This is a genomic window from Streptomyces sp. NBC_00670, from assembly GCF_036226765.1.
In the GTDB taxonomy this organism is placed as follows: domain Bacteria; phylum Actinomycetota; class Actinomycetes; order Streptomycetales; family Streptomycetaceae; genus Streptomyces.
Genome location: NZ_CP109017.1, coordinates 4,344,371 through 4,365,887, shown reverse-complemented (window position 1 = coordinate 4,365,887; position 21,517 = coordinate 4,344,371). Strand labels below are relative to the sequence as shown.

Sequence of the window (21,517 nt, the reverse complement as noted above, 5' to 3'; positions counted from 1 at the left end):
CGGTCAGGCCTCCGTTCCGCCAGTAGAAGAGGACGGCGCCTCAGCCGGAGCGGCAGCGGCGGGCGCGTCGGCCTTGGGGGCCTCGGCGGCCGGAGCCGACTGCTGCTGCGGCTTGCGACCGCGACCGCCACGCTCGCCACCGCGGCCACCACGGGCCGGACGGTCGGCGCCACCACGGGCCGGGCGGTTGCCGGCACGGGCGGCCGCGTTCTCGGCGCGGACCTCGGCGATGTTCTTGACGTCGCCCTTGTAGATCCAGACCTTCACACCGATGCGGCCGAAGGTCGTCTTGGCCTCGAAGAAGCCGTAGTCCACGTTCGCGCGGAGCGTGTGCAGGGGCACGCGGCCCTCGCGGTAGAACTCCGAGCGGGACATCTCGGCGCCGCCGAGGCGGCCACCGCACTGGATCTTGATGCCCTTGGCGCCCGCCTTCATCGCCGACTGCATGCTCTTGCGCATGGCACGGCGGAAGGAGACACGGCTGGAGAGCTGCTCGGCGACGGCCTGGGCCACGAGCTGAGCGTCCGTCTCGGGGTTCTTGACCTCGAGGATGTTCAGCTGGACCTGCTTGCCCGTCAGCTTCTCGAGATCACCGCGGATGCGGTCGGCCTCGGCGCCGCGGCGGCCGATCACGATGCCCGGACGAGCGGTGTGGATGTCCACACGCACACGGTCACGGGTGCGCTCGATCTCGACCTTGGAGATGCCGGCGCGCTCCATGCCGGACGTCATCATCCGGCGGATGGCGACGTCTTCCTTGACGTAGTCCTTGTACAGCTTGTCGGCGTACCACCGGGACTTGAAGTCCGTGGTGACACCGAGCCGGAACCCATGCGGGTTAACCTTCTGGCCCATTACCGGGTTCCTTCCTTGCTGCTGACGACCACGGTGATGTGGCTGGTCCGCTTGCGGATCCGGTAGGCGCGGCCCTGGGCGCGCGGACGGAACCGCTTCAGGGTCGGGCCCTCGTCGACGTAGGCCTCGGAGATGAAGAGGCTGTCGGCGTCGGTGTGGTCGTAGTTGTGCGCGGCGTTGGCGATGGCGCTGTCCAGCACCTTGCCGACCGGCACGCTCGCGGCCTGCGGGGCGAAACGCAGGACCGCCTGAGCCTCCGTGGCGTCCATGCCACGGATGAGGTCCACCACGCGGCGGGCCTTCATGGGCGTGACGCGGATGTACCGCGCCTGGGCCCTGGCTTCCATGGTTGTCCCTTCAGTGTTTGTCATGGTCTGTCACCCCGCTGACTAGCGGCGCTTCGACTTCCGGTCGTCCTTGACGTGACCCCGGAAGGTGCGCGTCGGCGAGAACTCGCCGAGCTTGTGGCCGACCATGGACTCGGTGACAAACACCGGGATGTGGGTCTTGCCGTTGTGCACCGCGATCGTGTGGCCGAGCATGGCCGGGACGATCATCGAGCGACGGGACCAGGTCTTGATGACGTTCTTGGAACCCGCTTCGTTCTGCACGTCCACCTTCTTCATGAGGTGGTCGTCGACGAAGGGCCCCTTCTTGAGACTGCGCGGCATCTGAACCCGCTCCTAGCGCTTCTTGTTCGTCTTGCGGCGGCGGACGATGTACTTGTTCGACGCCTTCTTGGGCGAACGAGTACGGCCTTCCTTCTTGCCCCACGGGGACACCGGGTGGCGACCACCGGAGGTACGGCCCTCACCACCACCGTGCGGGTGGTCGACGGGGTTCATGACCACACCACGGACGGTCGGGCGGACGCCCAGCCAGCGCTTGCGGCCGGCCTTGCCCCAGTTGATGTTCGACTGCTCGGCGTTGCCGACCTCGCCGACCGTGGCGCGGCAGCGCTGGTCGACCAGGCGGATCTCGCCGGACGGCATGCGGAGGTGGGCCATCGAGCCCTCCTTCGCGAGCAGCTGCACCGAGGCACCGGCGGAGCGGGCGAACTTGGCGCCGCCGCCCGGCCGCAGCTCGATGGCGTGCAGCGTGGTACCGACCGGGATGTTGCGCAGCGCGAGGTTGTTGCCCGGCTTGATGTCGGCGCCGGGGCCGTTCTCGACGCGGTCACCCTGCGACAGACCACGCGGGGCGAGGATGTAGCGCTTCTCGCCGTCGGCGTAGTGCAGCAGCGCGATGCGCGCGGTGCGGTTGGGGTCGTACTCGATGTGCGCGACCTTCGCCGGCACGCCGTCCTTGTCGTGACGACGGAAGTCGATCACGCGGTAGGCGCGCTTGTGTCCGCCACCCTGGTGGCGAACGGTCACACGACCGGAATTGTTACGGCCGCCCTTGCTGTGCAGGGGACGGACCAGCGACTTCTCCGGCGTGGACCGCGTGACCTCGACGAAGTCGGCGACGCTGGCGCCACGACGGCCAGGAGTCGTCGGCTTGTACTTGCGGATACCCATTGTCTCTCAGTCCTCGGAAAGTTCCGATTATCTGGACGTTCCGGACCTCCGTCAGGAGGTCGGTCCGCCGAAGATGTCGATACGGTCGCCCTCGGCAAGGGTCACGATCGCGCGCTTGGTGGCGGCACGCTGACCGAAACCGGTGCGGGTGCGCTTGCGCTTGCCCTGCCGGTTGATCGTGTTGACCCCGGTGACCTTGACCTCGAAGACCGCCTCGACGGCCTGCTTGATCTGGGTCTTGTTGCTGCCCGGCGCGACGATGAACGTGTACTTGTTGTCGTCGAGCAGGGCGTAGCTCTTCTCGGAGACGACCGGCTTCAGCAGCACGTCACGGGGGTCCGTGAAGGACTTGCTGGCCGGGGTCTCGACCGTGTTCCGGCCCTCCGCGGCGTGGCGGCGCGCCTTGGCGACGCGCGCGGCCTTGGCAGCCTTGGCAGCCTTGGAGGCGATGCTCGGGTGACGCGTAGCCATCAGGCCTCGCTCCCTTCGGTGTCGTTGGCCTTCGGGCCGGACACGAAGGACTCGAAGGCGGCCTGGGTGAAGACCACGTCGTCCGAGACGAGAACGTCGTACGTGTTCAGCTGGCCCGGCTCCAGGATGTGGACCTGGGGCAGGTTGCGGGCGGACAGCCACGCGGCCTCGTCGGCGCGGTCGACGACCAGGAGCAGGTTCTTGCGCTCCGAGATCTTGCCGAACAGCGTCCGGGCGGCCTTCGTGGAGGCGGTCTCGCCCTCGACCACGCCGGTGACGACGTGGATGCGGTTGTGGCGGGCCCGGTCGGTGAGGGCGTGGCGCAGGGCCGCGGCCTTCATCTTCTTCGGGGTCCGCTGCGAGTAGTCGCGCGGCACGGGACCGTGCACGACGCCACCACCGGCGAACTGCGGCGCGCGGGTCGAGCCCTGACGGGCGCGGCCGGTGCCCTTCTGGCGGTACGGCTTCTTGCCGCCACCACGGACTTCGCCGCGGGTCTTGGTCTTGTGCGTGCCCTGGCGGGCGGCGGCCAGCTGTGCGACGACGACCTGGTGGATCAGCGGGATGCTGACCTTCTCCACGCCGAAGATGCCCTCGGGCAGCTCGACGGTCCCGGCCTTCTCGCCCGCCGGCGAAAGGATGTCAACAGTGCTCATCGTTACCTCAGGCCCCCTTGGCCGCGGTGCGGACCAGGACGAGGCCGCCGTTCGGACCGGGAACCGCGCCCTTGATGAGCAGCAGACCCTTCTCCGCGTCAACGGCGTGGACGGTCAGGTTCTGGGTGGTGACCCGCTCGTTGCCCATGCGGCCCGCCATGCGGAGGCCCTTGAACACACGGCCCGGGGTGGCGCAGCCGCCGATGGAACCGGGCGAGCGGTGCTTGCGCTGGGTGCCGTGTCCGGCGCCGAGGCCCTTGAAGTTGTGACGCTTCATGACACCGGCGAAGCCCTTGCCCTTGCTCTTGCCGGTGACGTCGACCTTCACGCCGGCCTCGAAGACCTCGGCGGTGACTTCCTGACCGAGGGTGTACTCGGCGGCGTCGGCCGTGCGGATCTCGACGAGGTGGCGGCGGGGGGTGACGTCGGCCTTGGCGAAGTGGCCCTTGAGGGGCTTGTTCACCTTGCGGGGGTCGATGTCGCCGAACGCGATCTGGACGGACTCGTAGCCGTCGGCGTCGTTCGTGCGGACCTGGGTGACGACGTTGGGGCCGGCCTTGACGACGGTGACCGGGACGACACGGTTGTTCTCGTCCCACACCTGCGTCATGCCGAGCTTCTCGCCCAGGATGCCCTTGATCTGCTTGGTCATCTTCAGATCACCGGCCTCAGAGCTTGATCTCGATGTCGACACCGGCCGGGAGGTCGAGTCGCATCAGAGAGTCAACGGTCTTGGGGGTCGGGTCGAGGATGTCGATCAGGCGCTTGTGCGTGCGCATCTCGAAGTGCTCGCGCGAGTCCTTGTACTTGTGCGGCGACTTGATGACGCAGTACACGTTCTTCTCAGTGGGCAGCGGCACCGGGCCCGCGACCGACGCACCAGTGCGGGTCACCGTCTCGACGATCTTCTTCGCCGAGGAGTCGATGACCTCGTGGTCGTAGGCCTTGAGCCGGATGCGGATCTTCTGTCCCGCCATGGCTACTCAGTAGTCCTGTCTCTCGTAACGCTCCGGAACCCGGCGGGGTGTGTTGCCGTCTCCCTGCCCCTCCGACCCACGCGGTCGGGCGTGTCGCGCTTCCGCTGACACAGATGTCCCTTGTTCGAACATCCCTGCGGTGGGAAGTGCGGGCCCTCACGGTTCCGCGGGCCGGGGGCGAAAGGCCCACCGGGTGCCTGGCCGGTACCCCGCTGACGCTTCCCGGAAGATTCCCGTACGTCCGCCCCAGAGCCGCCCGAGGGCAGTTGGGACGACGAGTACTGTGGGACTCGCTTCCGGTCCTCCCGGCGGGAGGCGCGCAGCATCGGCACTCGACCGAGCAACCCCGCTAGTCTGCCATACGGGGCGCTTCGCGCGCCAATTGGGCGGAGGAGAATACCCCGAAGGTGATCGGGATCAAACCAACGGGGGTTCGCGGCGTGCGCGTAGCTGCGGGCAGTCGTGCCGCTGGGGCGGCACGGGTGGGCGCAGCGGCACCCGGCTGGCGCCGGGTCGCGAAGCTTCCGTGACGGTGGCCGCGAGGTGCGGTGCGATTCCTCTCACGGGGCCCCCTCGGCGGAGCCGGAGGGCGGAGGGCAGTGCGGGGGGCGGGTCACCGCGCCGTGGGCGGCGTACAGCGTGCGCAGGGCGGCGGTCAGGGTCGCCGCCGTCGCCTCGTCCAGCGGAGCGAGGAAGTCGCGTTCGACCCGCTCCCGCGCCTCGTCCGCCTCGCGCCGGCACCGCTTCCCCTCCGTCGTCAGCATGACGACGTTCCGCCGCCGGTCACGCTCACTGCGGCGCCGTTCGACGAAACCCTTCCCCTCCAGCCCGTCGATGAGCGCGACCATCGTCGTGCGGTCCACCCCGAGCCGCCCCGCGAGCTCCGACTGCGACCACTCCTGACCGCCCCCCTCGATCGTCGAGAGCACCCCCAGCTCGCGCGGATTCATCCCGTACGGCGCCAGCGCCGCCGTCATCCGCTCGCTGAGCCGGAAATAGGCGTGCTTGAACAGGTAGCCCAGCCTCGTGGCCAGGACACCGGAGGGGTCACCGGGGAGATACGCGCCCGTCATGCCCATAGCGTATCCTGGGGTCTGACGATCAGCGGTACTGACGATCCGCACCAGTGACGGTCAGGTCGGCGACCCGAGTCACCGGCCCTCACCCACCCTCGCGAAACCCAAGGAAGCGACACCCCGCGACATGAGCGACTCCTCATCCGTCGACGCCATACGCACGGCGCCGGCACCCACCTCCGGCCGTGCCGTCGAGGAACCGGACCCCCGCCGCTGGTGGGGTCTGGTCGTCATCGCGCTGGCCCAGCTGATGGTCGTCCTCGACGCGACCATCGTGAACATCGCCCTGCCGTCCGCGCAGAAGGCGCTGGACATGACCGACGGCAACCGTCAGTGGGTCATCACCGCCTACACCCTCGCCTTCGGCGGCCTGCTGCTGCTCGGCGGCCGCATCGCCGACCTCGTCGGCCGCAAGCGCACCTTCATCATCGGCCTGGTCGGCTTCGCCGTCGCCTCCGCGATCGGCGGCGCGGCCGGCAGCTCCGGCATGCTCTTCGCCGCCCGCGCGCTGCAGGGCGTCTTCGGCGCCGTCCTCGCGCCCTCCGCGCTCTCCCTGATGACCACGACGTTCACCGACCCGCGCGAACGCGGCAAGGCGTTCGGCATCTACGGCGCCATCGCCGGCGCGGGCGCCGCGCTCGGCCTGCTCCTTGGCGGCGTGCTGACCTCCTACGCGAACTGGCGCTGGTGCCTGTACGTCAACATCCCGATCGCGGCCGTCGCGGTGATCGGCGCGCTCATGCTGCTGCACGACCGCCCCGGCCACAGCGAGGCCAGGCTGGACGTGCCCGGCGTCATCCTCGGCTGCGGCGGCCTGGTCGCCGTCGTCTACGGCTTCTCCGAGGCCGAGCCGCGCGGCTGGGGCGACAGCCTGGTGCTGACCCTGCTCTTCGGCGGTCTGGCGCTGCTCGTGGCGTTCGTCTTCTGGCAGACGAAGGCGAAGTCCCCGCTGCTGCCCCTGCGGATCCTGAGCGACCGCAACCGCGCGGGCTCCTTCCTGACGATGGCCCTCGCCACGATCGGCATGTTCGGTCTGTTCCTGTTCATGACCTACTACCTCCAGGGCATCCTCGGATACTCCCCGGTCAGGAGTGGTCTGGCGTTCCTGCCGATGTCCGCGTCGATCATCATCGGTTCCACGCAGATCTCCGCCCGGCTGCTGCCGCGCGTGCCGGCGCGGGCGCTGATGGTGCCGGGCATGCTGCTCGCCGCCTCGGGCCTGCTGGTGCTGACCCAGCTCGGCGTCGACTCCGCGTACGCCACGCACATCCTCCCGGCCGAACTCCTGCTCGGGCTCGGCATGGGTCTGACCTTCATGCCGGTCTTCTCCACCGCGACCCACGGCGTCCGGCCGCAGGACGCGGGCGTGACCTCCGCGATGGTCAACACCTCGCAGCAGGTGGGCGGTTCACTCGGCACGGCGCTGCTGAACACGATCGCCACGTCGGCGACCGCCACGTACATCAGCGAGCACCGCACCAGTGGCGCCGCGATGCAGCAGGTGGCGCGCGAGGGCATCGTGCACGGCTACACCCACGCCATCTGGTGGGGCGTGGCCGCCATGCTGATCGCCGCCGTCGCCTCCGGCGTCCTCGTCGTCGCCCGGCCGCAGGGGCATGGCGCCCCGGCGGGCGCGGGCGCGCACTGAGCGCACGCCCGGCGGCACCGAACGGCCGCCGTACGCGGGGCGAACGCCCTGCGTACGGCGGCCGTCGCGTTCCCGGTCGGCGTCCGTCGGCCGAAGTCCACCGACCCCCTGCCACCACCCCTCGGCCACCACCTCCCGGTGATCGACATCACGCCCCCAGGTGAACGGAACCCGTCCTCGGGGGGAACCCCGTCCCCCTCACCGCCCTCTCCTCAGTCGGAAGCCGTACGGACCGGCGCCGAGGAGCGCGGCGGTGCATGTACGGCCCAAGAACCACTGGGCACCGCAGCGCACCCGACCGCTGCAAGGCGGCGATCGGAGTGTGGAGCATGCGGTTCAGGCATGCCCGGGCTGCGTGGGCAGACAGGGCGAAACGGCACACGGAGGACAGTGCGCGCACCGGCGGCGCCGGGACCGGCAGAGCCGGTACCGCCCGGCGGGCCGTGCTCGTCGGGGGTGGTGTCGGGCTGGGCGGGGCCGTCGTCGGGTACGGCCTGTCCCGGGCCGGCGGCGCCTCCGCGAAGGCGCCCACCGCCGGTCCTGCCCCCGTCACGGGGCGCCCCGCCGTGCAGGGCAGGCGCGCGCTGGTGATGCAGGTCCTCGCGCACCCCGACGACGACCTGTACTTCATGAACCCGGACACCCAGTACGCGGTGGCCGCCGGCGCCCCGCTCGTCTGCGTGTACGTCACCGCGGGCGAGGCCAACGGCGTCAACAAGATCCCCGGGCGCCCGCCCCAGCCCGCCGACAAGTCCGCGTACTCCTCCGCCCGCCACCAGGGCCTGCGGCAGAGCTACGCGACCCAGCTCGGGCTGCCCGTCTTCACTCGATGGAATGAATCCGTGCTCAGCCTGCCCGGCGGGCACCGTGCCGAGCTGAACACCCTCGAACACCAGGGCCGCCGGGTCGAGCTCGTCCATCTCGACCTGGCCATGCACACGCCGTTCCGGCGCATGGGCGTGCCCGCGCTGTGGCAGCAGACCGGGCTGCGGCTGGCCACCGTCGTCGCCGACGGCTCGCCGCTGCGGACCGTGCGCTCGTACGACCACGAGGAGCTGCTCGACGTCCTCGTCGGACTGTTCGCGCACTACCGGCCCACCCTCGTGCACACCCTGGACCCCGATCCGGACATCCAGCTCAGCGACCGGCTCACCCGGATCCGCGACAGCGAGCAGCCCGGCTACTCCGACCACGCCGACCACACCGCCGTCGCCTCGTTCACCTGGGCCGCGCTGGCCCGCTGGGCGCGGGCGGAGTCGCCGGACGGGCCGCCGCCCTTCACGACGGTCGCCTACCGCGGCTACTACAACCACCACTGGCCGGACAACCTCCCGCCCGCCGTCCTGGGTCCCAAGGCCGCGCACCTGGTGCCGTACGGCGGCTCCCCGGAGTGGAAGTGCGGCAACGCGGCCGGCTGCGGCGACTACAACGTGGGCGGCGACCGGCCGCTGACCAACCGCAAGCACTGGGTCCGCTCCACGCACTACCGCCACCCCGGCCCCCGGCTCGCGCTGACCGAGGCGGCGGACGGGCGGCTGACGGCGTACGGGGTGCTCGGGATGCGGGTGGTGCGCTGGCGCGAGTCCGCGGACGGGACGTTCGGCGAGCCGGCCGACCTGGGCGGCGGCCCGCTGGCGCCGGCGCTGGGCTCGGCGGTGCTGGACGACGGCCGGCTGCTGCTCTTCGCGCTGCGGTTCGCGGCCGTGCGGGGGCTGGGCGGGGCGAACACGCGGGAGATCGTGGCGCTGGAGCAACGCGCGCCCGGCGGCCGCTTCAAGGCCTGGACGGGGCTCGGCAACCCCGAGGGCACCGACGCGGACCGGGGCCGGCGGATCGGCGTCCCGGTCGCGGTCACGGCGCCCGACGGCCGCGTCCACCTGTTCGTGCGCAACGCCGATCAGGGGATCAGCACGCGCGTCCGGGAGACCGGCGGCGCCTGGTCGCCGTGGCGGGACCTGGGCGGCGGGCAGGTGCAGGACGGGCTGACCGCGGTGGTGGGGGCGGACGGCGAGGTGCACGTGTACGCGCCGGGCCGCGACACCGTGCACCACTGGACCCCGCGGGGCCCCTCCCCCGCCCCCGGCGTCGGGACGGGCGCGGCGGCTCCCGCGGACGCGATAGCCGTGGCGGACGGACGGCTGTACTACCGTCCGCCCGCCTCCGCCACGCTTCTCGCCCCCGCGGGCGGGGCCGTGGCCTTCCCCGGCTACGGGCCGGTCGTCGCGGCCGGGTCGCATCTGCTGGGCCGGGCGCTGGACGGCCGGCTCCGCCTCGTGCACCGCGGGACCGGCAAGCACGTCACGTCCCAGGCGGACGCGCTGGACGGCTCCGTGCTGCACGCCTCGCGCCGCCGGGGCCCGGTCGCCGCGGGCCTGACCCCGGAGGGCCGCCCCTGGCTGTGGCAGCCGGACCCGTCGCCGCGGCCGTCGAAGTCGCCCGGGTCACCGGCGCGCAAGGTGTGACACCACTGGCCGTACGTCAGATGACGCCCTGGGCCAGCATCGCGTCGGCCACGCGTTCGAAGCCGGCGATGTTGGCCCCGGTGACGTAGTCGCCGGGCGCGCCGTAGCGCTCGGCGGTCTCGTGGCAGGTGGTGTGGATGTGGTTCATGATCCCGGCCAGCTCCTCCTCCACCCGCGCCGCCGTCCAGGACGTACGGGCGTGGTTCTGCGCCATCTCCAGGGCGCTCACCGCGACCCCGCCCGCGTTGGCCGCCTTGCCGGGGCCGAAGGCGACGCCCGCCTGCTGGAGGGCGTGCACGGCCTCGGGGGTGGCCGGCATGTTGGCGCCCTCGGAGACCGCCTTGACGCCGTTGCGGACGAGGGTGGCGGCGTCGTCGGCGTTCAGCTCGTTCTGCGTGGCCGACGGCAGCGCGAGGTCGGCCGGGACCTCCCAGACCCGGCCGCCGGGCACGAACCGCGCGGAGGCGCCCCGGCGCTCGGCGTAGACGTCGACGCGGCCGCGCTCGACCTCCTTGACCTGCTTGAGCAGCTCGACGTCGATGCCCTTGTCGTCGACGACGTAGCCGGAGGAGTCCGAGCAGGTGACGGCGTTGGCGCCGAGGGCGGCGAGCTTCTCGATCGTGTAGATCGCGACGTTCCCGGAGCCGGAGACGACCGCCGTCTGCCCCTCCAGGTCCTCGCCGCGCTGCTGGCGCAGCATCGCCGCGGCGAACAGCACGTTGCCGTAGCCGGTGGCCTCCGGGCGGATCAGGGAGCCGCCCCACAGCGGGCCCTTGCCGGTGAGCACGCCGGCCTCCCAGCGGTTGGTGATCCGCCGGTACTGGCCGAACAGATAGCCGATCTCGCGGCCGCCGACACCGATGTCACCGGCGGGCACGTCGGTGTGCTCACCGATGTGCCGCTGGAGTTCCGTCATGAACGACTGGCAGAACCGCATGACCTCCGCGTCGGAGCGGCCGTGCGGGTCGAAGTCGCTGCCGCCCTTGCCGCCGCCGATGCCGAGCCCGGTCAGGGCGTTCTTGAACACCTGCTCGAAGCCGAGGAACTTGATGACGCCGAGGTTGACGGTCGGGTGGAAGCGCAGACCGCCCTTGTACGGGCCCAGCGCGCTGTTGAACTCGACGCGGTAGCCGCGGTTGACCTGCACGCGGCCGTGGTCGTCGGTCCACGGCACCCGGAAGATGACCTGCCGCTCCGGCTCGCACAGCCGCTCGACGAGCCCCGGCTCGGCGTACTCGGGCCGGGCGGCGAGCACGGGCGCGAGCGTCTCCAGCACCTCGTGGACGGCCTGGTGGAACTCCGGCTGCGCCGGATTGCGCTGCTCGATCTCCTCGCGCAGGTGTTCGAGCGAGGACAGGGCGGACTGCTTCGTCACGGGTCGTGTCGCCACGGATTCCCTTTCTGGCACGGCTGCGACCGGTCGTACGACATCGTCGTACGGAACCGGGTACGGGCGCTCGGCGCCGTTGCCGCGCGCGGAAACACGGCCGCCGCCGGACGCACCCCCACCGAGGGGCCGCCCGCGAAACGACCGACCCTTCAGTGTTACGCACACGTAAACCGTCTGGCCAGAGCCCTAGGCCAACGGCCTGGCCGCGACTGGCACCGACACCGGCCCCGCATCGAGTCACCGCTCAGGGCGGCGGCCGCACTGCCGCTGCCACAGAGGTCGCCTGATATATGCTCGCGGACGATATATAAATCAAGCAGCTTCAGGAGGCCTCATGTCCAGGACCCTGGTCGACATCGACGACGACAAGCTGGCCTTCGCTCAGCGGCAGCTCAGGACCAGGACGAAGAGAGAGACCATCGATCGTGCACTGACCATAGCGTCGGCGATCAGCGCCGACGACCGGGCGCGCGCGCTGCGCTGGCTCCAGGAGAACGCCGACGCCTTCCTGGACTTCGACGTCCTTGAGGAACGCGAACGGACGGGCCTGTGACCTACCTGGCCGACACCTCCGCCGTATGGCGGCTGCTCCGCGGGCAGCTCGGCTCCCCCTGGCCGGACCGCGTGGCGCGAGGGCTGGTCGCCATCTGCCCTCCCGTTGAGGCCGAACTGATGCCCGGTCTCCGCTCCGACCGGGACTACGACCCCTTCTTCACCATGCTCGGCCAGACCTTCGGCTGGGTCCCCGCACTCGACGATCCGTGGCCCCGCATCGTGGAGGTACAGCGGGACCTGGCCGGAATCGGCCATCACCGCGGCCCCTCTCCCCTCGACATCCTGATCGCACTCACCGCCGAGCAGCACCACCTGACCGTGCTCCATGTCGACGACGACTTCGCGTCCATCGCCAAGGTGCGGCCGGACATCGCCATGGTGCGGGGCGAAGCACGAAGCAACTGATCCGGCCGTTGAGAGATCAGCCCTCCGAGGCGTACGTCACGAAGTCCGCCCACGCGGCAGGCGCGAGCGCCAGACGCGGGCCCGCGACGTGCTTGGAGTCACGGACGTGCACGGTGCCGGGGGTGAGGGCGAGCTCGACGCAGGAGTTGCCGTCGTTGCCACTGCTGTAGCTGCTCTTGAACCACGCCAGCTCGGAGGCGTCCCCGACAGTGGGCTTGCGGATCATGTCTCTCCCAGCAGTTGTTCGGTAAAGGCAAGCGACTCCCGTGGCGAGAGCGCCTGAGCCCGGATGGTGCCATACCGCAGCTCAAGGATGCGCAGGTGTTTGGGTTCGGAGGTCGGTCGGCCGTTGAACGCTCCATCGGAGCGGCCCACAGCTGATCCGTCCGCGAACTTCAGCAGCTCGATCTTGCCGTCCATGCCGGAGTGCGTCTCGCAGTTCAACGGCATCACCTGAAGTACGACGTTGTGCAACCGCCCCACCTCCAGCAGGCGTTCGAGCTGCTGGTGCCACACCATTGTGCCCCCGATGGGCCGCCGTAGGGCCGCCTCTTCCAGGACGAAGCTGAGCGCAGGCGCGGGTGAACGGTCAAAGACCGAAGCGCGAGCCACTCGCGCGGCCACCATCCGCTCCACCTCGTCCGGGGAGTACGGAGGCTGCATGGCCTTGAACAAGGCCCTCGCATGGTCGGCGACCTGCAGAAGGCCGTTGATGCCGTTGCTCTCGTAGATGCCGATCTCTACCGCCTGGGCCTCCAATTTGGCCAGTTCCCGAACTCGCTTCGGATACCGGACCTTCCTCACGTCCGCCCACGTCGCCGCGACGAGCCCACCCGCGCCCAAGACCTCATCAGCCCTGACCAGGTAGTCCTGCCGGGGAATCCGCTTCGCGCCCTCCACCTTGTAGACCAGGTCCTCGCCGTAGCCGATCGCCGTTCCGAACTCGGCGGCGCGGAAGCCCGCCGCCTCTCTCCGCAGCTTCAACTGCCGCCCCACCGTGGTGAGTACGGCGACGCCCCACTCGTCGTCGGGGTCCACCTCCCACCCCGGTTCATCCGCCGCGTCACTGGGCCGTACCGCCTCGCCGTCCACCGACATGCCGCGCTCCTCCGTAGTCCCGCGTCGTACCGCGACGCCCTACCCATAGCAACGGTGCCGACGGTCCGGACAGCACCGGACAACCCGCCGACAGTCACGGTACGCAACCGCACAGTCACTCCCCACGGTAAGCAGAGACGGCCACGCTGAGTGATGTGAATCAGGAAATCACCGTGACCGAGACCACGGCCCAACCGGCCGACCAGTTCCCCCACTTCACCGTGCTGCTGTCCTCCACGCGGCGCGGAGCCCGGCTGGCCCGCCTGCTCACGGAGGCACAACTGCGCCACTGGGGGCTGCCCACGGAGACCGCGAGCCAGCTCGTGGCCGAGCTGGCGGCCAACGCCGCGACCCACGGACGTGTCCCTGGGCGGGACTTCCGGCTGATGCTGTACGTGACCGGCGGCACGCTCCGCATCGAGGTCACCGACACGCGCGGTGACCGGCTCCCGGAACTCCAACACCCGGAGGGAATCGCCGAGTCGGGGCGAGGGCTGCTCCTCGTCGACGCGCTCGCGGACCGGTGGGGCGTCACCGAGGACCGGTTCCCGCGCAAGACCGTGTGGGCCGAACTGCGCTTCTCGCGACCGGAACCCGCGCCTGCGGGACCCGGTACGGGGGGCGGTCTTCCCGTAAAGGACTCGGGGGAGAAAGAACCCGACCAAGCCCCACCCTTCCCGCCCGTCGGTCAGCACCGGGGAGCCGCTCACTCGGGTGGGTGAACATCACCGGTTCGGCTGGATTTCGGCACCCCCGACGGCCCTACTCTCAGCGCACAGAACCCGCGCATATGCGTCGGCCCCCGGCCGGGACATGGAATCCCGATCGAGGGCCTGACCATCGAGGAAGACGCCCTAGAAAGGCTTCCCCATGGGTATCCAAAACCCTAGCGCTCCCCCGCGCTCCCAGTCAGCCGATCCCGCCGACAAACCCCCCTCCCGGGCGCATTCGCACCCCGGCCGGCGCCCCGGCCCGCGCGCCTTCGGCGTCACGCACGAGAACACCCGGCACACCTCCCGCTTCACGGTGATCGGCAATCACCTGGCCCAGCACCCGGAGCTGTCGCTCGTCGCGATCGCGCTGGCCGTGCACATCCAGTCGCTGCCGAGCAACACCCTCGTGGACATCAAGACGCTCGCCACGCGCTTCCCCGAGGGCCGCACCCGCATCGCGGCGGGTCTGCGCGAGCTGGAGGCGCACGGCTATCTGCGCCGCGAGCGCGAACGCACCCCGTCAGGCCGCGTGATCACCCGCACGGTCTCCTGCAACCAGCCGGGGGCATCCCGCGAGCACGCTCCCACCCGGACCACACCTTGGGAACCGAAGCCAAGGGACGCCCCCGACGCCACGACCGGGACCGAACCCCGCAGGAAGCGCACGCCGCACCCCCTCCCGCCCGTGCCCCGGCCGCCCTGCCACTCCCCGGCCATGCTGGAGACGGCCACGGAGTTCCTCTGCGGCCTGCGCCGCCACGACCCCCGTCTGGTGTTCTCGGCCTGCGACACGGCCCACCTGGCGCCCGGCGTCGTCGCGTGGATGCAGTACGACGTGCCGCTGTCCGCCGTACGCACCGCCCTGACCGCCGACCTGCCGCCCGAGCACGACCTGCGCCGCCCGGCCGCCCTGCTGGCCCACCGCCTCACCGCCCTGCTGCCACCCCCGCCCCCGGTCCGCGCCCCATCCGGTCCGAAGCCCCCTCCGGACCACATGCAGAACTGCGACGGCTGCGACCGCGCCTTCCGCGCCCCCGAACCGGGCCTGTGCGGCGACTGCCGTACGTCGTCCGCCCCTGACCAGAAAGACCGGCACACCATGTTCGCGCCCCAGTACCCCGGCCGCTCCGCACGACTACTCTGGCCAGTGCATCCCCGGGAGGACTCCATGAGCACGCAGGCCGACCACGGACACGAACTGGTTCCCCGTCCCGAGCAGACTCCGGAAGCCCTGCGGGCCGCCCTCGCCGTCGTCGCTCCCGGCCGCCTGCCGGAGATGCAGCGGACGAAGGACGAGGCGTTCGCCAAGGCTGTGGAGTGGCAGTCGCTCAGCCCGGTACAGAGCTGGGTCCTGGCCTGGGCCAGGGACATCGAGATCGTCCGCCGCCCCGACCTCTCCGCCCGGCAGGCACGCGCCAAAGCCAATCTGGAACACGAGGACCCGGCCGTTGCCGATATGGCTTTGCGTGAGCTGAGCGCAGTTCTGGACGAAGCGATGAAGGCAGTACGCGCTTGAGCTGGACCTGGGAATGCGCGCGCGTATTCATCGTGCAGATCACCTACCTGGGCCGGTGAGCTGGAGGAACCTGGTGGCCGTGGACCTCTCCTTCTACAAGTCCTACATCTCCGAAGAAATCCGAGACGAAGGCCGTGCTCAGAGGGGCGCCGAGGACCTTCTGCTCGTCCTGGAACAGCGCGGCCTCGACGTCTCCGACGACGTGCGCAGGCGCATCACCGACTGTCACGACCCGGAAATCCTGCGCCAGTGGCTCAGCCGCGCCGTCACCGCGCCGAAGGCCGAGGAGATCTTCGAGGACGAGTGACCGCACGGCGTCCGCGGAAGCGTCACGTCCGCGTGACCGTCCCGCACTCGTCGGGGTCGTTGTCGTCCGGCAGCGTCCCGCTGCGGTCGTACGGGTCCGCCTCCGCGCCCGTGGCGGGGGCGCCCGTGGGGGCGTCGCCGGGGAAGACGGTGTGGATGTAGCCGTCGTGGACGCCGCACTCGAAGTTGTAGAACTCGGCGTCGTTCTCGGCGAGCGAGAGCTTGCCCTTGGTGGCGATCCACTTGGCCGGGTCGGCGAGCGTCATGGTCAGTTCGCGGCGCACGATGGTGCGCGCGACCCGGCTGTCGCCGTCCGCCTCGGTGTGCACCAGCGGGTAGACGAAGCTGTAGTCCGCGTGCACCCGCACCTGACCCGGCTTCCCCGCCTCGAACGTCAGATGGCCGCGCACCTTGACCGTGTCGCCGGCGAGCCGTACCTGCTTCGGGTCGAAGCGGGTGACGTAGTTCAGCGGGTCGTTCTCGCGCCCCGGAGTGCGCAGCGCGCCGCGGATCTGCGACAGCAGCTTCGGCTGCTCGGGGTCGAGGAGCGCCAGCGCCGCCTTCGGCTCGCCGCCGCGCAGGACCTTCGGGTCCAGGTTGGCCGCGACCAGGAACTCCTTCGTGCGGCGCAGCGCCAGCGCCACGTCGTCCTTGCTCATCCCGCCCACGGCCTTGGCGGCCGGCAGCACGATGGCGTCCGGGCCCTCGGCCCAGGAGCGGGCCGGGGAGCCGAGGAACGGGTGGTCACGGGTGGGCGTCCTGGCCTGGTCCACCTCACCGGGCGCCCCGGTCGGCAGCGCGGTCTCGGCCGGGAGCGCGGTGGGGGCCGCGTCGGCCGACCCGCCCCCGGAGAACCGGTCGAGCAGCAGTGACGGGCGGATGGCCACCACCGCCAGCGCCACCGCGGCCACCACGCCGACCACCGACCACAGCCCCCGCCGACGCCTGCGGCCGCCGTTCATCTCCTGCCAGGCGGGACCCGTGCGCCAGCCGGGCGGGGTCGCGGGAGCGGTCCTGGCCGCCTTCCGGCCGCCCCGGCGCCACCGCCGGCCGCCCCCGCCGCTCCGCTCCGCCGCCTCGTCCTGCTCCCGCAGCCGCCGGGCCACCATCCGGGCCCGCGCCGACGGCTCCTTCGGCGGGGCCGCACCACCGCCCTCCGCCGCGTCGCGCTGGAACGCCGCCCACTCCTCGTCGGGTATGGAGGACGCCGGGGACGACGAGTCCTCGTCGGGCTGCTCGGGGGGCGGGACGGTGCTCACGGGCTCACTCTCAGGGTGCTGTGCGTCATGCTGTGCGGATGGGCCGTGCGGGGGGCCCGATCATTCCTAGGCCCCATATCCGCAGTTCACAAGGGGTGCACAGGACCGTCACGAGAGCTGTGATCCAACCGGTACGGGTTCGAGGCCCGTCCGTACGGCCGTACGACCGCACGGGCGGGCCCCCGCCCCGTCAGCGGCGCCGGGCCAGCTCCGCCCGCAGCGCCTCGTACGCCGGCTTGCGGCCGAAGTCCGCGTCCAGGATGTTCGCCTCGCCCTCGCCCTCGAAGGTGCCGGGCACCCAGGAGTACTTGTCGGTGAAGCCCCACACCGTGAAGGACGTGCAGCCCCTCGTCGCCAGGCAGGCGGCGAGCAGCGCCCGGTAGTCGGAGGCCTGCCGGGTCAGCTTCGCCTCGTCGGACGGCGTGTACATCCGCACGTCGGCCTCGGTGATCGCGGTGCGCAGCCCGAGCCGGTCGAAGCGGGCCAGGTTGTCGGCGAGGTCGGCCGGGAAGCCGTACTGGATGTCGAGGTGGGCCTGGACGCCCATGCCCTGCACCGGAACGCCCTCGGCGCGCAGCTTCTTCGCCAGTTCGTAGTACGCGGTCGACTTCGCGTTGACGCCCTCGACGTTGTAGTCGTTCATGAACAGCTTGGCCTTGGGGTCGGCCCGGTGCGCCCAGCGGAAGGCGTCGGCGATGTACGACGGGCCGAGCTGCTGGAGCCAGAGCGAGTCGCGCAGGGTGCCGTCCTCGTTGAACACCTCGTTGACGACGTCCCACTGGTAGATCTTGCCCTTGAAGTGCGTGACCTCGGCGGTGATGTGGTCGCGCAGAATGCCCCGGAGTTCCTTGGCGTCGAGGGAGCCGTCGGCGACGCCGTCGGTCAGCCAGGCCGGGAGCTGGTTGTGCCAGAGCAGGGTGTGGCCGCGGACCTGCTGGCCGTGGGCGCGGGCGAAGCGGACCAGCTCGTCCGCCTGCGACCAGTCGTACCGGCCCCGCTCCGGCTCGACGACCTCCCACTTCATGACGTTCTCGGCGGTGACCGAGCTGAACTCCCGGGCGGTGGTGGCCCGGTAGACGCTGTCCTCGGCGAGTGCGGTGGTGTCGACGGCGGTGCCGATCAGGACGTGCCGACGGTCTGCGAGCTTGCGCAGCGAGGAGTCGGAGGGCTTGTGGTGGCCGTGGCCGCCCTTACCGTCGTGTGCCTGTGCCGTGCCCGCGGCCGTCGCCACCAGGGTCGCGCTCAGCACGGCGACGGCGGCTCTTCGCAGGGTGGTGCGGTTGGGGTGCATGGGTTTCCTCTCTGCGGAACGGGGGGGGTGGGTCGGTGTGCCGCGCGCCTCAGCGCAGCCGCCTGCTCTCCGGCGGTCCCAGATACGTCGGGGTCAGCCCGCCCGTGTCCACCACGAGCCGTTGCAGCACGACCGTCGGGTCGACCATCCAGAACGTCAGGCGGTGGACGCCCGCCGACCCGATCGTGTGCCGGGTGGCCGTGCGGTTGACGTTGTCCGAGGTGTGGCGGGCCCACTGCCTGTTCATGGTTCCGTCGTCCGCGCCGGTGGAGCCGATGACGTCGACGGTGTGCGGGGTGTCGTCGTCGAAGGAGACCGCGTACCGCAGCCCCGCGTGGGCGAGCGCCGGATTGCGCGGCGACAGGTACGCCCAGACGGTGACCTCGCCCGGGGTCAGCACGCTCACCTCGTACTCCAGGCGGGGCGAGTGGCCGCCGGGTACCTGCGCGGCGGCGGTGACCGGCACCGGTGTCATGCCCGCGCCGGTGCGGCCGATGCCGTCGACGCGCTGCCAGCTCACCCCGTGCGCGCCGACCGCCCGCGTGTGGTGCGCGGCGTCGATCGCGAGGTACCCGCCGGCCTCGACGAAGCCGCGCAGCCGGCGCGCGGTGCGCCGGTCGGGCCGGCGGGTCACGGCGGTGACGGTGACGGTCCGGCCGCCGGGGCCGTGCACCACCAGCTCCGCCTCGCCGCGGCCCTCCGGCGCCTTCGCCCAGTCGACCGTCACGGTGACGCGCACCTGCTGGTCGACCCGGCCGTGCGGGCGGTCGACGCGCAGCCAGCGGGCGGAGCTGGTGATCCGGTAGTCGAAGGGGCGGCTGCCCCGGTTGAAGACCTCGAGGTACTGGTCGGGCCGGGTCTGGTAGGGGCTGAACTCGGGCAGTACGGCCCGCTGTTCGGAGTGCGGCCACCAGTCGGCGGAGCCGTCGACCGCCACGCCGAGCTCGGCCGTCTCCGGCAGTTCGACGCGCTTGACGGCGGGGAAGAGCACGTCGGGGAGGGCCACGTTGTTCCGCTCCGGCTGCTGCCAGGGCGCGTTGGGCCCGTACCGTTCGACGTCGCCGTAGTCGATGTGCGGCTGGGTCTGGAACCCCTTCCACTTGCCGTCCGCGACCTCGTCGTTGAAGCGGTCCTGGAGGGCGAAGTCGTCCTTGAGGCGGGCCTCGGCGCTCGTCGCGCGGTCGTTGGCGGCGGCCCGGCCCTGCGCGGCGTAGAGCAGGTTGGTGAACTCGGCCTCGCGCAGCGCGTAGAGGTTGGCGGTGGCGGCGACCTCGTAGCCGACCAGCTCGAACCAGGCGTCCTGGTCCTCCTCGGGCAGCCGCCGGGCGATCTTCTCGGCCCGCTCGGCGAGCCGGCGCCACTGTTCGGTGACGCGTTCGAGTTCGCGGTGGTCGGTGAGGGAGAACGGGGTCGCCTCGTCGTCGTAGACGATCGCGGACTCGTCCTTGGCGGGGTCCTTGTCCGGGTCGAGGGTGATCTTCCGGTTGAGCAGCTCGGGCTTGCGGACCGACTGGAGTTGCGCGTACTCGGCGAGGACCGAGGCGATCGCGGTGGACTGGGCCTCGCCGAAGTTCTGCCGGGCGTAGCGGCGCTCCCACTCGGGGAGGGCGTCGAGGTCCCAGCGGGCGGGGTTCCAGGCGTAGTCGAGGAAGAACTGGGTGGGCACCTCGTTGCCCTTGAGATCACCCACATTGGTGACCCACAGTCCGTGGTTGCCGTAGGCGACGGCCTGGCGGAGCTGGTCCCACATGTTCGGCAGGGAGGTGGTGTCGACCCACTTGTAGTTGCGGCCGGCCCCCACGTAGTCGAAGTGGTAGTACAGCCCGTAGCCGCCGGGGCGGGCGGGTTCGGCGGGGTCGGGGTGCTTGCGGATGTTGCCCCAGTTGTCGTCGGTGAGGACGACGGTGACGTCGTCGGGGGCGCGCAGCCCGCGGTCCCAGTAGCGCTGGACCTCCTTGTAGAGCGTCCACACCTGGGGGATGGTCGTGACGTCCTTGCCGGTGACGTCGGCGAGGATCTGCCGCTGGGTGGCGATGATCTCCCGCATCAGCTCGATGCCGTCGCCGTCGGGGAGGCTGGTGTCGCCGTTGCCGCGCATGCCGAGGGTGACCACGCCCTCGAAGTCCTGTTCGACCATTCGCCTGATGCCGTCGGCCCAGTACCACTTCAGGGCGTCGGCGTTGTTGCGGAAGGACCACTCGCCGGTGCCGCCGTACGGGTCGTGGCCGGGGGTGGTGATCGTGCCGTCCTTGTCGCGGACGGCGGCCACGGCGTGCCGGTTCCACTCCTCGATGCCGCGCATCATGGGCGCCTCGTGGGAGGTGCCCATGACGATGCCGTACCGCGTGGCGCGGGCGTGGTTCTCCGGGTCGTCCTCGGCGAAGGCGCGGCCCCACACGGCGGGCCACAGGTAGTTCGCCTTGAGGCGGAGCAGCAGTTCGAAGACCTTGGCGTAGAAGTCGGCGTTGAAGCCGCCCTCGTGCCCCTCGGCCTTGCCGGGGCCGAAGTAGGCGGGGGCCCAGGTGCCCAGGGCGGGGTTCTCGTCGTTGAGGAAGACGCCGCGGTACTTCACGGCGGGGGTGCCCTGGGTGTGCCGGCCGGGCAGGACGTAGAGGGCGGTGCGGCGGACCGGTGCGACGTCGTCCCACCAGTACCAGGGCGAGACGCCGATGCCGAGGCTGACGTCGTAGGCGCCGAAGACGGTGCCGCGCTGGTCGCTGCCCACGACGACGAAGGCGCGGTCCACGCCGGGGAACGGGTGCTCGACGATCGTCTGCAGCGAGGTCTCCCACCTGCCCTCGACGCCGCTGACGTCCAGCCTGCCACTCGCGACCAGGCGGTCGACGAGCGCGCTGCGGCCGAGGGTGCCGAGGACGACGACCTCGCGGGCGGCGGGCAACCCGTCCTTCCGCGTCTTCACCAGGGCGGGACGGACGCCGGTGACCCGCTCGACGTCGTCCCGCAGGTCCCCGGCGACGCGCACGACACCGGCGTGGTCGTCGCCGTCGACGGCGATCGGGAGCGCGTGCCCGGCGCGCACGAGGGCGAGTGCGCCGTGCCGGGGCGTGAAGGAGACGTAGGCGCCGGGGTCCGTCTCCGTCAGCCCGCCGGCCGCCTCCGCGGCGGCCTGGGCGTGCGCCGAGCCGGACAGGCCCGGGACGCTCCCGAGCAGGCCGAGCCCCAGCGCGCTGCCCGCCCCCGCTCCGATCACGGCTCTCCGGCTCGGCCGCTCGCCGACATGCCTGTCCATGCGCTCCTCCGTCCGTCACGGGCCGCGAGCACGCGATCACGGCCGCGCCACATCATGGTTCGGAGAATT

The 21,517-nt window shown here is 71.2% G+C and carries 20 protein-coding genes and 2 pseudogenes; 7 read left to right on the top strand and 15 right to left on the bottom strand.

Going from position 1 to position 21,517, the window contains the following annotated elements:
• Positions 1-3: 3 nt before the first annotated feature.
• The 9 genes from rpsC to OIE12_RS19365 all read right to left on the bottom strand — a co-directional run bounded on the left by rpsC (position 4) and on the right by OIE12_RS19365 (position 5,552).
• A complete protein-coding gene (gene rpsC, locus OIE12_RS19405; protein WP_329137018.1) occupies positions 4-855 on the bottom strand; it encodes a 30S ribosomal protein S3 in 852 nt (283 codons plus the stop codon).
• Positions 855-1,202: a 50S ribosomal protein L22 gene (gene rplV / locus OIE12_RS19400; protein ID WP_003974262.1), complete on the bottom strand. Its 348-nt coding sequence runs from the start codon at positions 1,200-1,202 to the stop codon at positions 855-857. The genes rpsC and rplV overlap by 1 nt, the downstream gene beginning before the upstream one ends.
• A 42-nt stretch (positions 1,203-1,244) precedes the next feature.
• On the bottom strand, positions 1,245-1,526 hold the full coding sequence (gene rpsS / locus OIE12_RS19395) for a 30S ribosomal protein S19 (protein ID WP_006140908.1): 282 nt from the start codon (positions 1,524-1,526) through the stop codon (positions 1,245-1,247).
• Between the two features lie 12 nt (positions 1,527-1,538).
• Positions 1,539-2,375 (bottom strand): 50S ribosomal protein L2, encoded by an 837-nt coding sequence (gene rplB / locus OIE12_RS19390; RefSeq protein ID WP_086560683.1) that lies wholly within the window; start codon positions 2,373-2,375, stop codon positions 1,539-1,541.
• Between the two features lie 51 nt (positions 2,376-2,426).
• Complete coding sequence (gene rplW, locus OIE12_RS19385) at positions 2,427-2,846, bottom strand: 50S ribosomal protein L23 (RefSeq protein WP_030380858.1); 420 nt, start codon at positions 2,844-2,846, stop codon at positions 2,427-2,429.
• Complete coding sequence (gene rplD / locus OIE12_RS19380; RefSeq protein ID WP_329137014.1) at positions 2,846-3,502, bottom strand: 50S ribosomal protein L4; 657 nt, start codon at positions 3,500-3,502, stop codon at positions 2,846-2,848. Before rplD ends, rplW begins: the two co-directional genes overlap by 1 nt.
• A gap of 7 nt (positions 3,503-3,509) precedes the next feature.
• Entirely contained in the window at positions 3,510-4,154 is a 645-nt protein-coding gene (gene rplC, locus OIE12_RS19375) for a 50S ribosomal protein L3 (RefSeq protein WP_030380860.1), read from the bottom strand.
• Between the two features lie 16 nt (positions 4,155-4,170).
• On the bottom strand, positions 4,171-4,479 hold the full coding sequence (rpsJ, locus tag OIE12_RS19370) for a 30S ribosomal protein S10 (RefSeq protein WP_003948644.1): 309 nt from the start codon (positions 4,477-4,479) through the stop codon (positions 4,171-4,173).
• A gap of 560 nt (positions 4,480-5,039) precedes the next feature.
• Positions 5,040-5,552 carry a MarR family winged helix-turn-helix transcriptional regulator gene (locus OIE12_RS19365; RefSeq protein WP_329137011.1) on the bottom strand — a complete coding sequence of 171 codons (513 nt, stop codon included), beginning with the start codon at positions 5,550-5,552 and terminating at the stop codon, positions 5,040-5,042.
• A gap of 130 nt (positions 5,553-5,682) precedes the next feature.
• Between OIE12_RS19365 and OIE12_RS19360 the strand changes: the two genes are divergently transcribed.
• Together OIE12_RS19360 and OIE12_RS19355 are read left to right on the top strand one after the other, a co-directional pair.
• Positions 5,683-7,203 (top strand): MFS transporter, encoded by a 1,521-nt coding sequence (locus OIE12_RS19360; RefSeq protein WP_329137010.1) that lies wholly within the window; start codon positions 5,683-5,685, stop codon positions 7,201-7,203.
• A gap of 329 nt (positions 7,204-7,532) precedes the next feature.
• Positions 7,533-9,665 (top strand): PIG-L family deacetylase, encoded by a 2,133-nt coding sequence (locus OIE12_RS19355; RefSeq protein WP_329137009.1) that lies wholly within the window; start codon positions 7,533-7,535, stop codon positions 9,663-9,665.
• Positions 9,666-9,681: 16 nt separating this feature from the next.
• Here the strand turns inward: OIE12_RS19355 and gdhA are convergent, their stop codons facing one another.
• Positions 9,682-11,055, bottom strand: a complete 1,374-nt coding sequence (gene gdhA / locus OIE12_RS19350) for an NADP-specific glutamate dehydrogenase (RefSeq protein ID WP_443053861.1) — start codon at positions 11,053-11,055, stop codon at positions 9,682-9,684.
• 334 nt (positions 11,056-11,389) lie between these two features.
• Between gdhA and OIE12_RS19345 the strand changes: the two genes are divergently transcribed.
• Both OIE12_RS19345 and OIE12_RS19340 read left to right on the top strand, forming a co-directional pair.
• A complete protein-coding gene (locus tag OIE12_RS19345) occupies positions 11,390-11,608 on the top strand; it encodes a type II toxin-antitoxin system VapB family antitoxin (RefSeq protein ID WP_329137008.1) in 219 nt (72 codons plus the stop codon).
• Positions 11,605-12,015, top strand: a complete 411-nt coding sequence (locus OIE12_RS19340) for a PIN domain nuclease (RefSeq protein ID WP_329137006.1) — start codon at positions 11,605-11,607, stop codon at positions 12,013-12,015. The genes OIE12_RS19345 and OIE12_RS19340 overlap by 4 nt, the downstream gene beginning before the upstream one ends.
• Positions 12,016-12,031: 16 nt before the next feature.
• Here OIE12_RS19340 and OIE12_RS19335 read toward each other — a convergent pair whose 3' ends face one another.
• A complete protein-coding gene (locus tag OIE12_RS19335) occupies positions 12,032-12,241 on the bottom strand; it encodes a DUF397 domain-containing protein (RefSeq protein WP_329137003.1) in 210 nt (69 codons plus the stop codon).
• Positions 12,238-13,113: a helix-turn-helix domain-containing protein gene (locus tag OIE12_RS19330; RefSeq protein WP_329137001.1), complete on the bottom strand. Its 876-nt coding sequence runs from the start codon at positions 13,111-13,113 to the stop codon at positions 12,238-12,240. The genes OIE12_RS19335 and OIE12_RS19330 overlap by 4 nt, the downstream gene beginning before the upstream one ends.
• A 155-nt stretch (positions 13,114-13,268) precedes the next feature.
• Between OIE12_RS19330 and OIE12_RS19325 the strand changes: the two are divergent.
• The 3 genes and pseudogenes from OIE12_RS19325 to OIE12_RS19315 all read left to right on the top strand — a co-directional run.
• A pseudogene (locus tag OIE12_RS19325) lies at positions 13,269-13,727 on the top strand (ATP-binding protein); the annotation flags it as partial.
• A gap of 256 nt (positions 13,728-13,983) precedes the next feature.
• Positions 13,984-14,901, top strand: a pseudogene (locus tag OIE12_RS19320) (helix-turn-helix domain-containing protein); the annotation flags it as partial.
• A gap of 496 nt (positions 14,902-15,397) precedes the next feature.
• A complete protein-coding gene (locus OIE12_RS19315; protein WP_443053860.1) occupies positions 15,398-15,649 on the top strand; it encodes a hypothetical protein in 252 nt (83 codons plus the stop codon).
• A gap of 22 nt (positions 15,650-15,671) precedes the next feature.
• Here the strand turns inward: OIE12_RS19315 and OIE12_RS19310 are convergent, their stop codons facing one another.
• The 3 genes from OIE12_RS19310 to OIE12_RS19300 all read right to left on the bottom strand — a co-directional run bounded on the left by OIE12_RS19310 (position 15,672) and on the right by OIE12_RS19300 (position 21,448).
• A complete protein-coding gene (locus OIE12_RS19310; RefSeq protein WP_329136998.1) occupies positions 15,672-16,907 on the bottom strand; it encodes a hypothetical protein in 1,236 nt (411 codons plus the stop codon).
• Between the two features lie 190 nt (positions 16,908-17,097).
• On the bottom strand, positions 17,098-18,198 hold the full coding sequence (locus OIE12_RS19305; protein WP_329136996.1) for an endo-1,4-beta-xylanase: 1,101 nt from the start codon (positions 18,196-18,198) through the stop codon (positions 17,098-17,100).
• A gap of 49 nt (positions 18,199-18,247) precedes the next feature.
• Positions 18,248-21,448, bottom strand: a complete 3,201-nt coding sequence (locus tag OIE12_RS19300) for a glycosyl hydrolase 115 family protein (RefSeq protein ID WP_329136994.1) — start codon at positions 21,446-21,448, stop codon at positions 18,248-18,250.
• Positions 21,449-21,517: the final 69 nt, after the last annotated feature.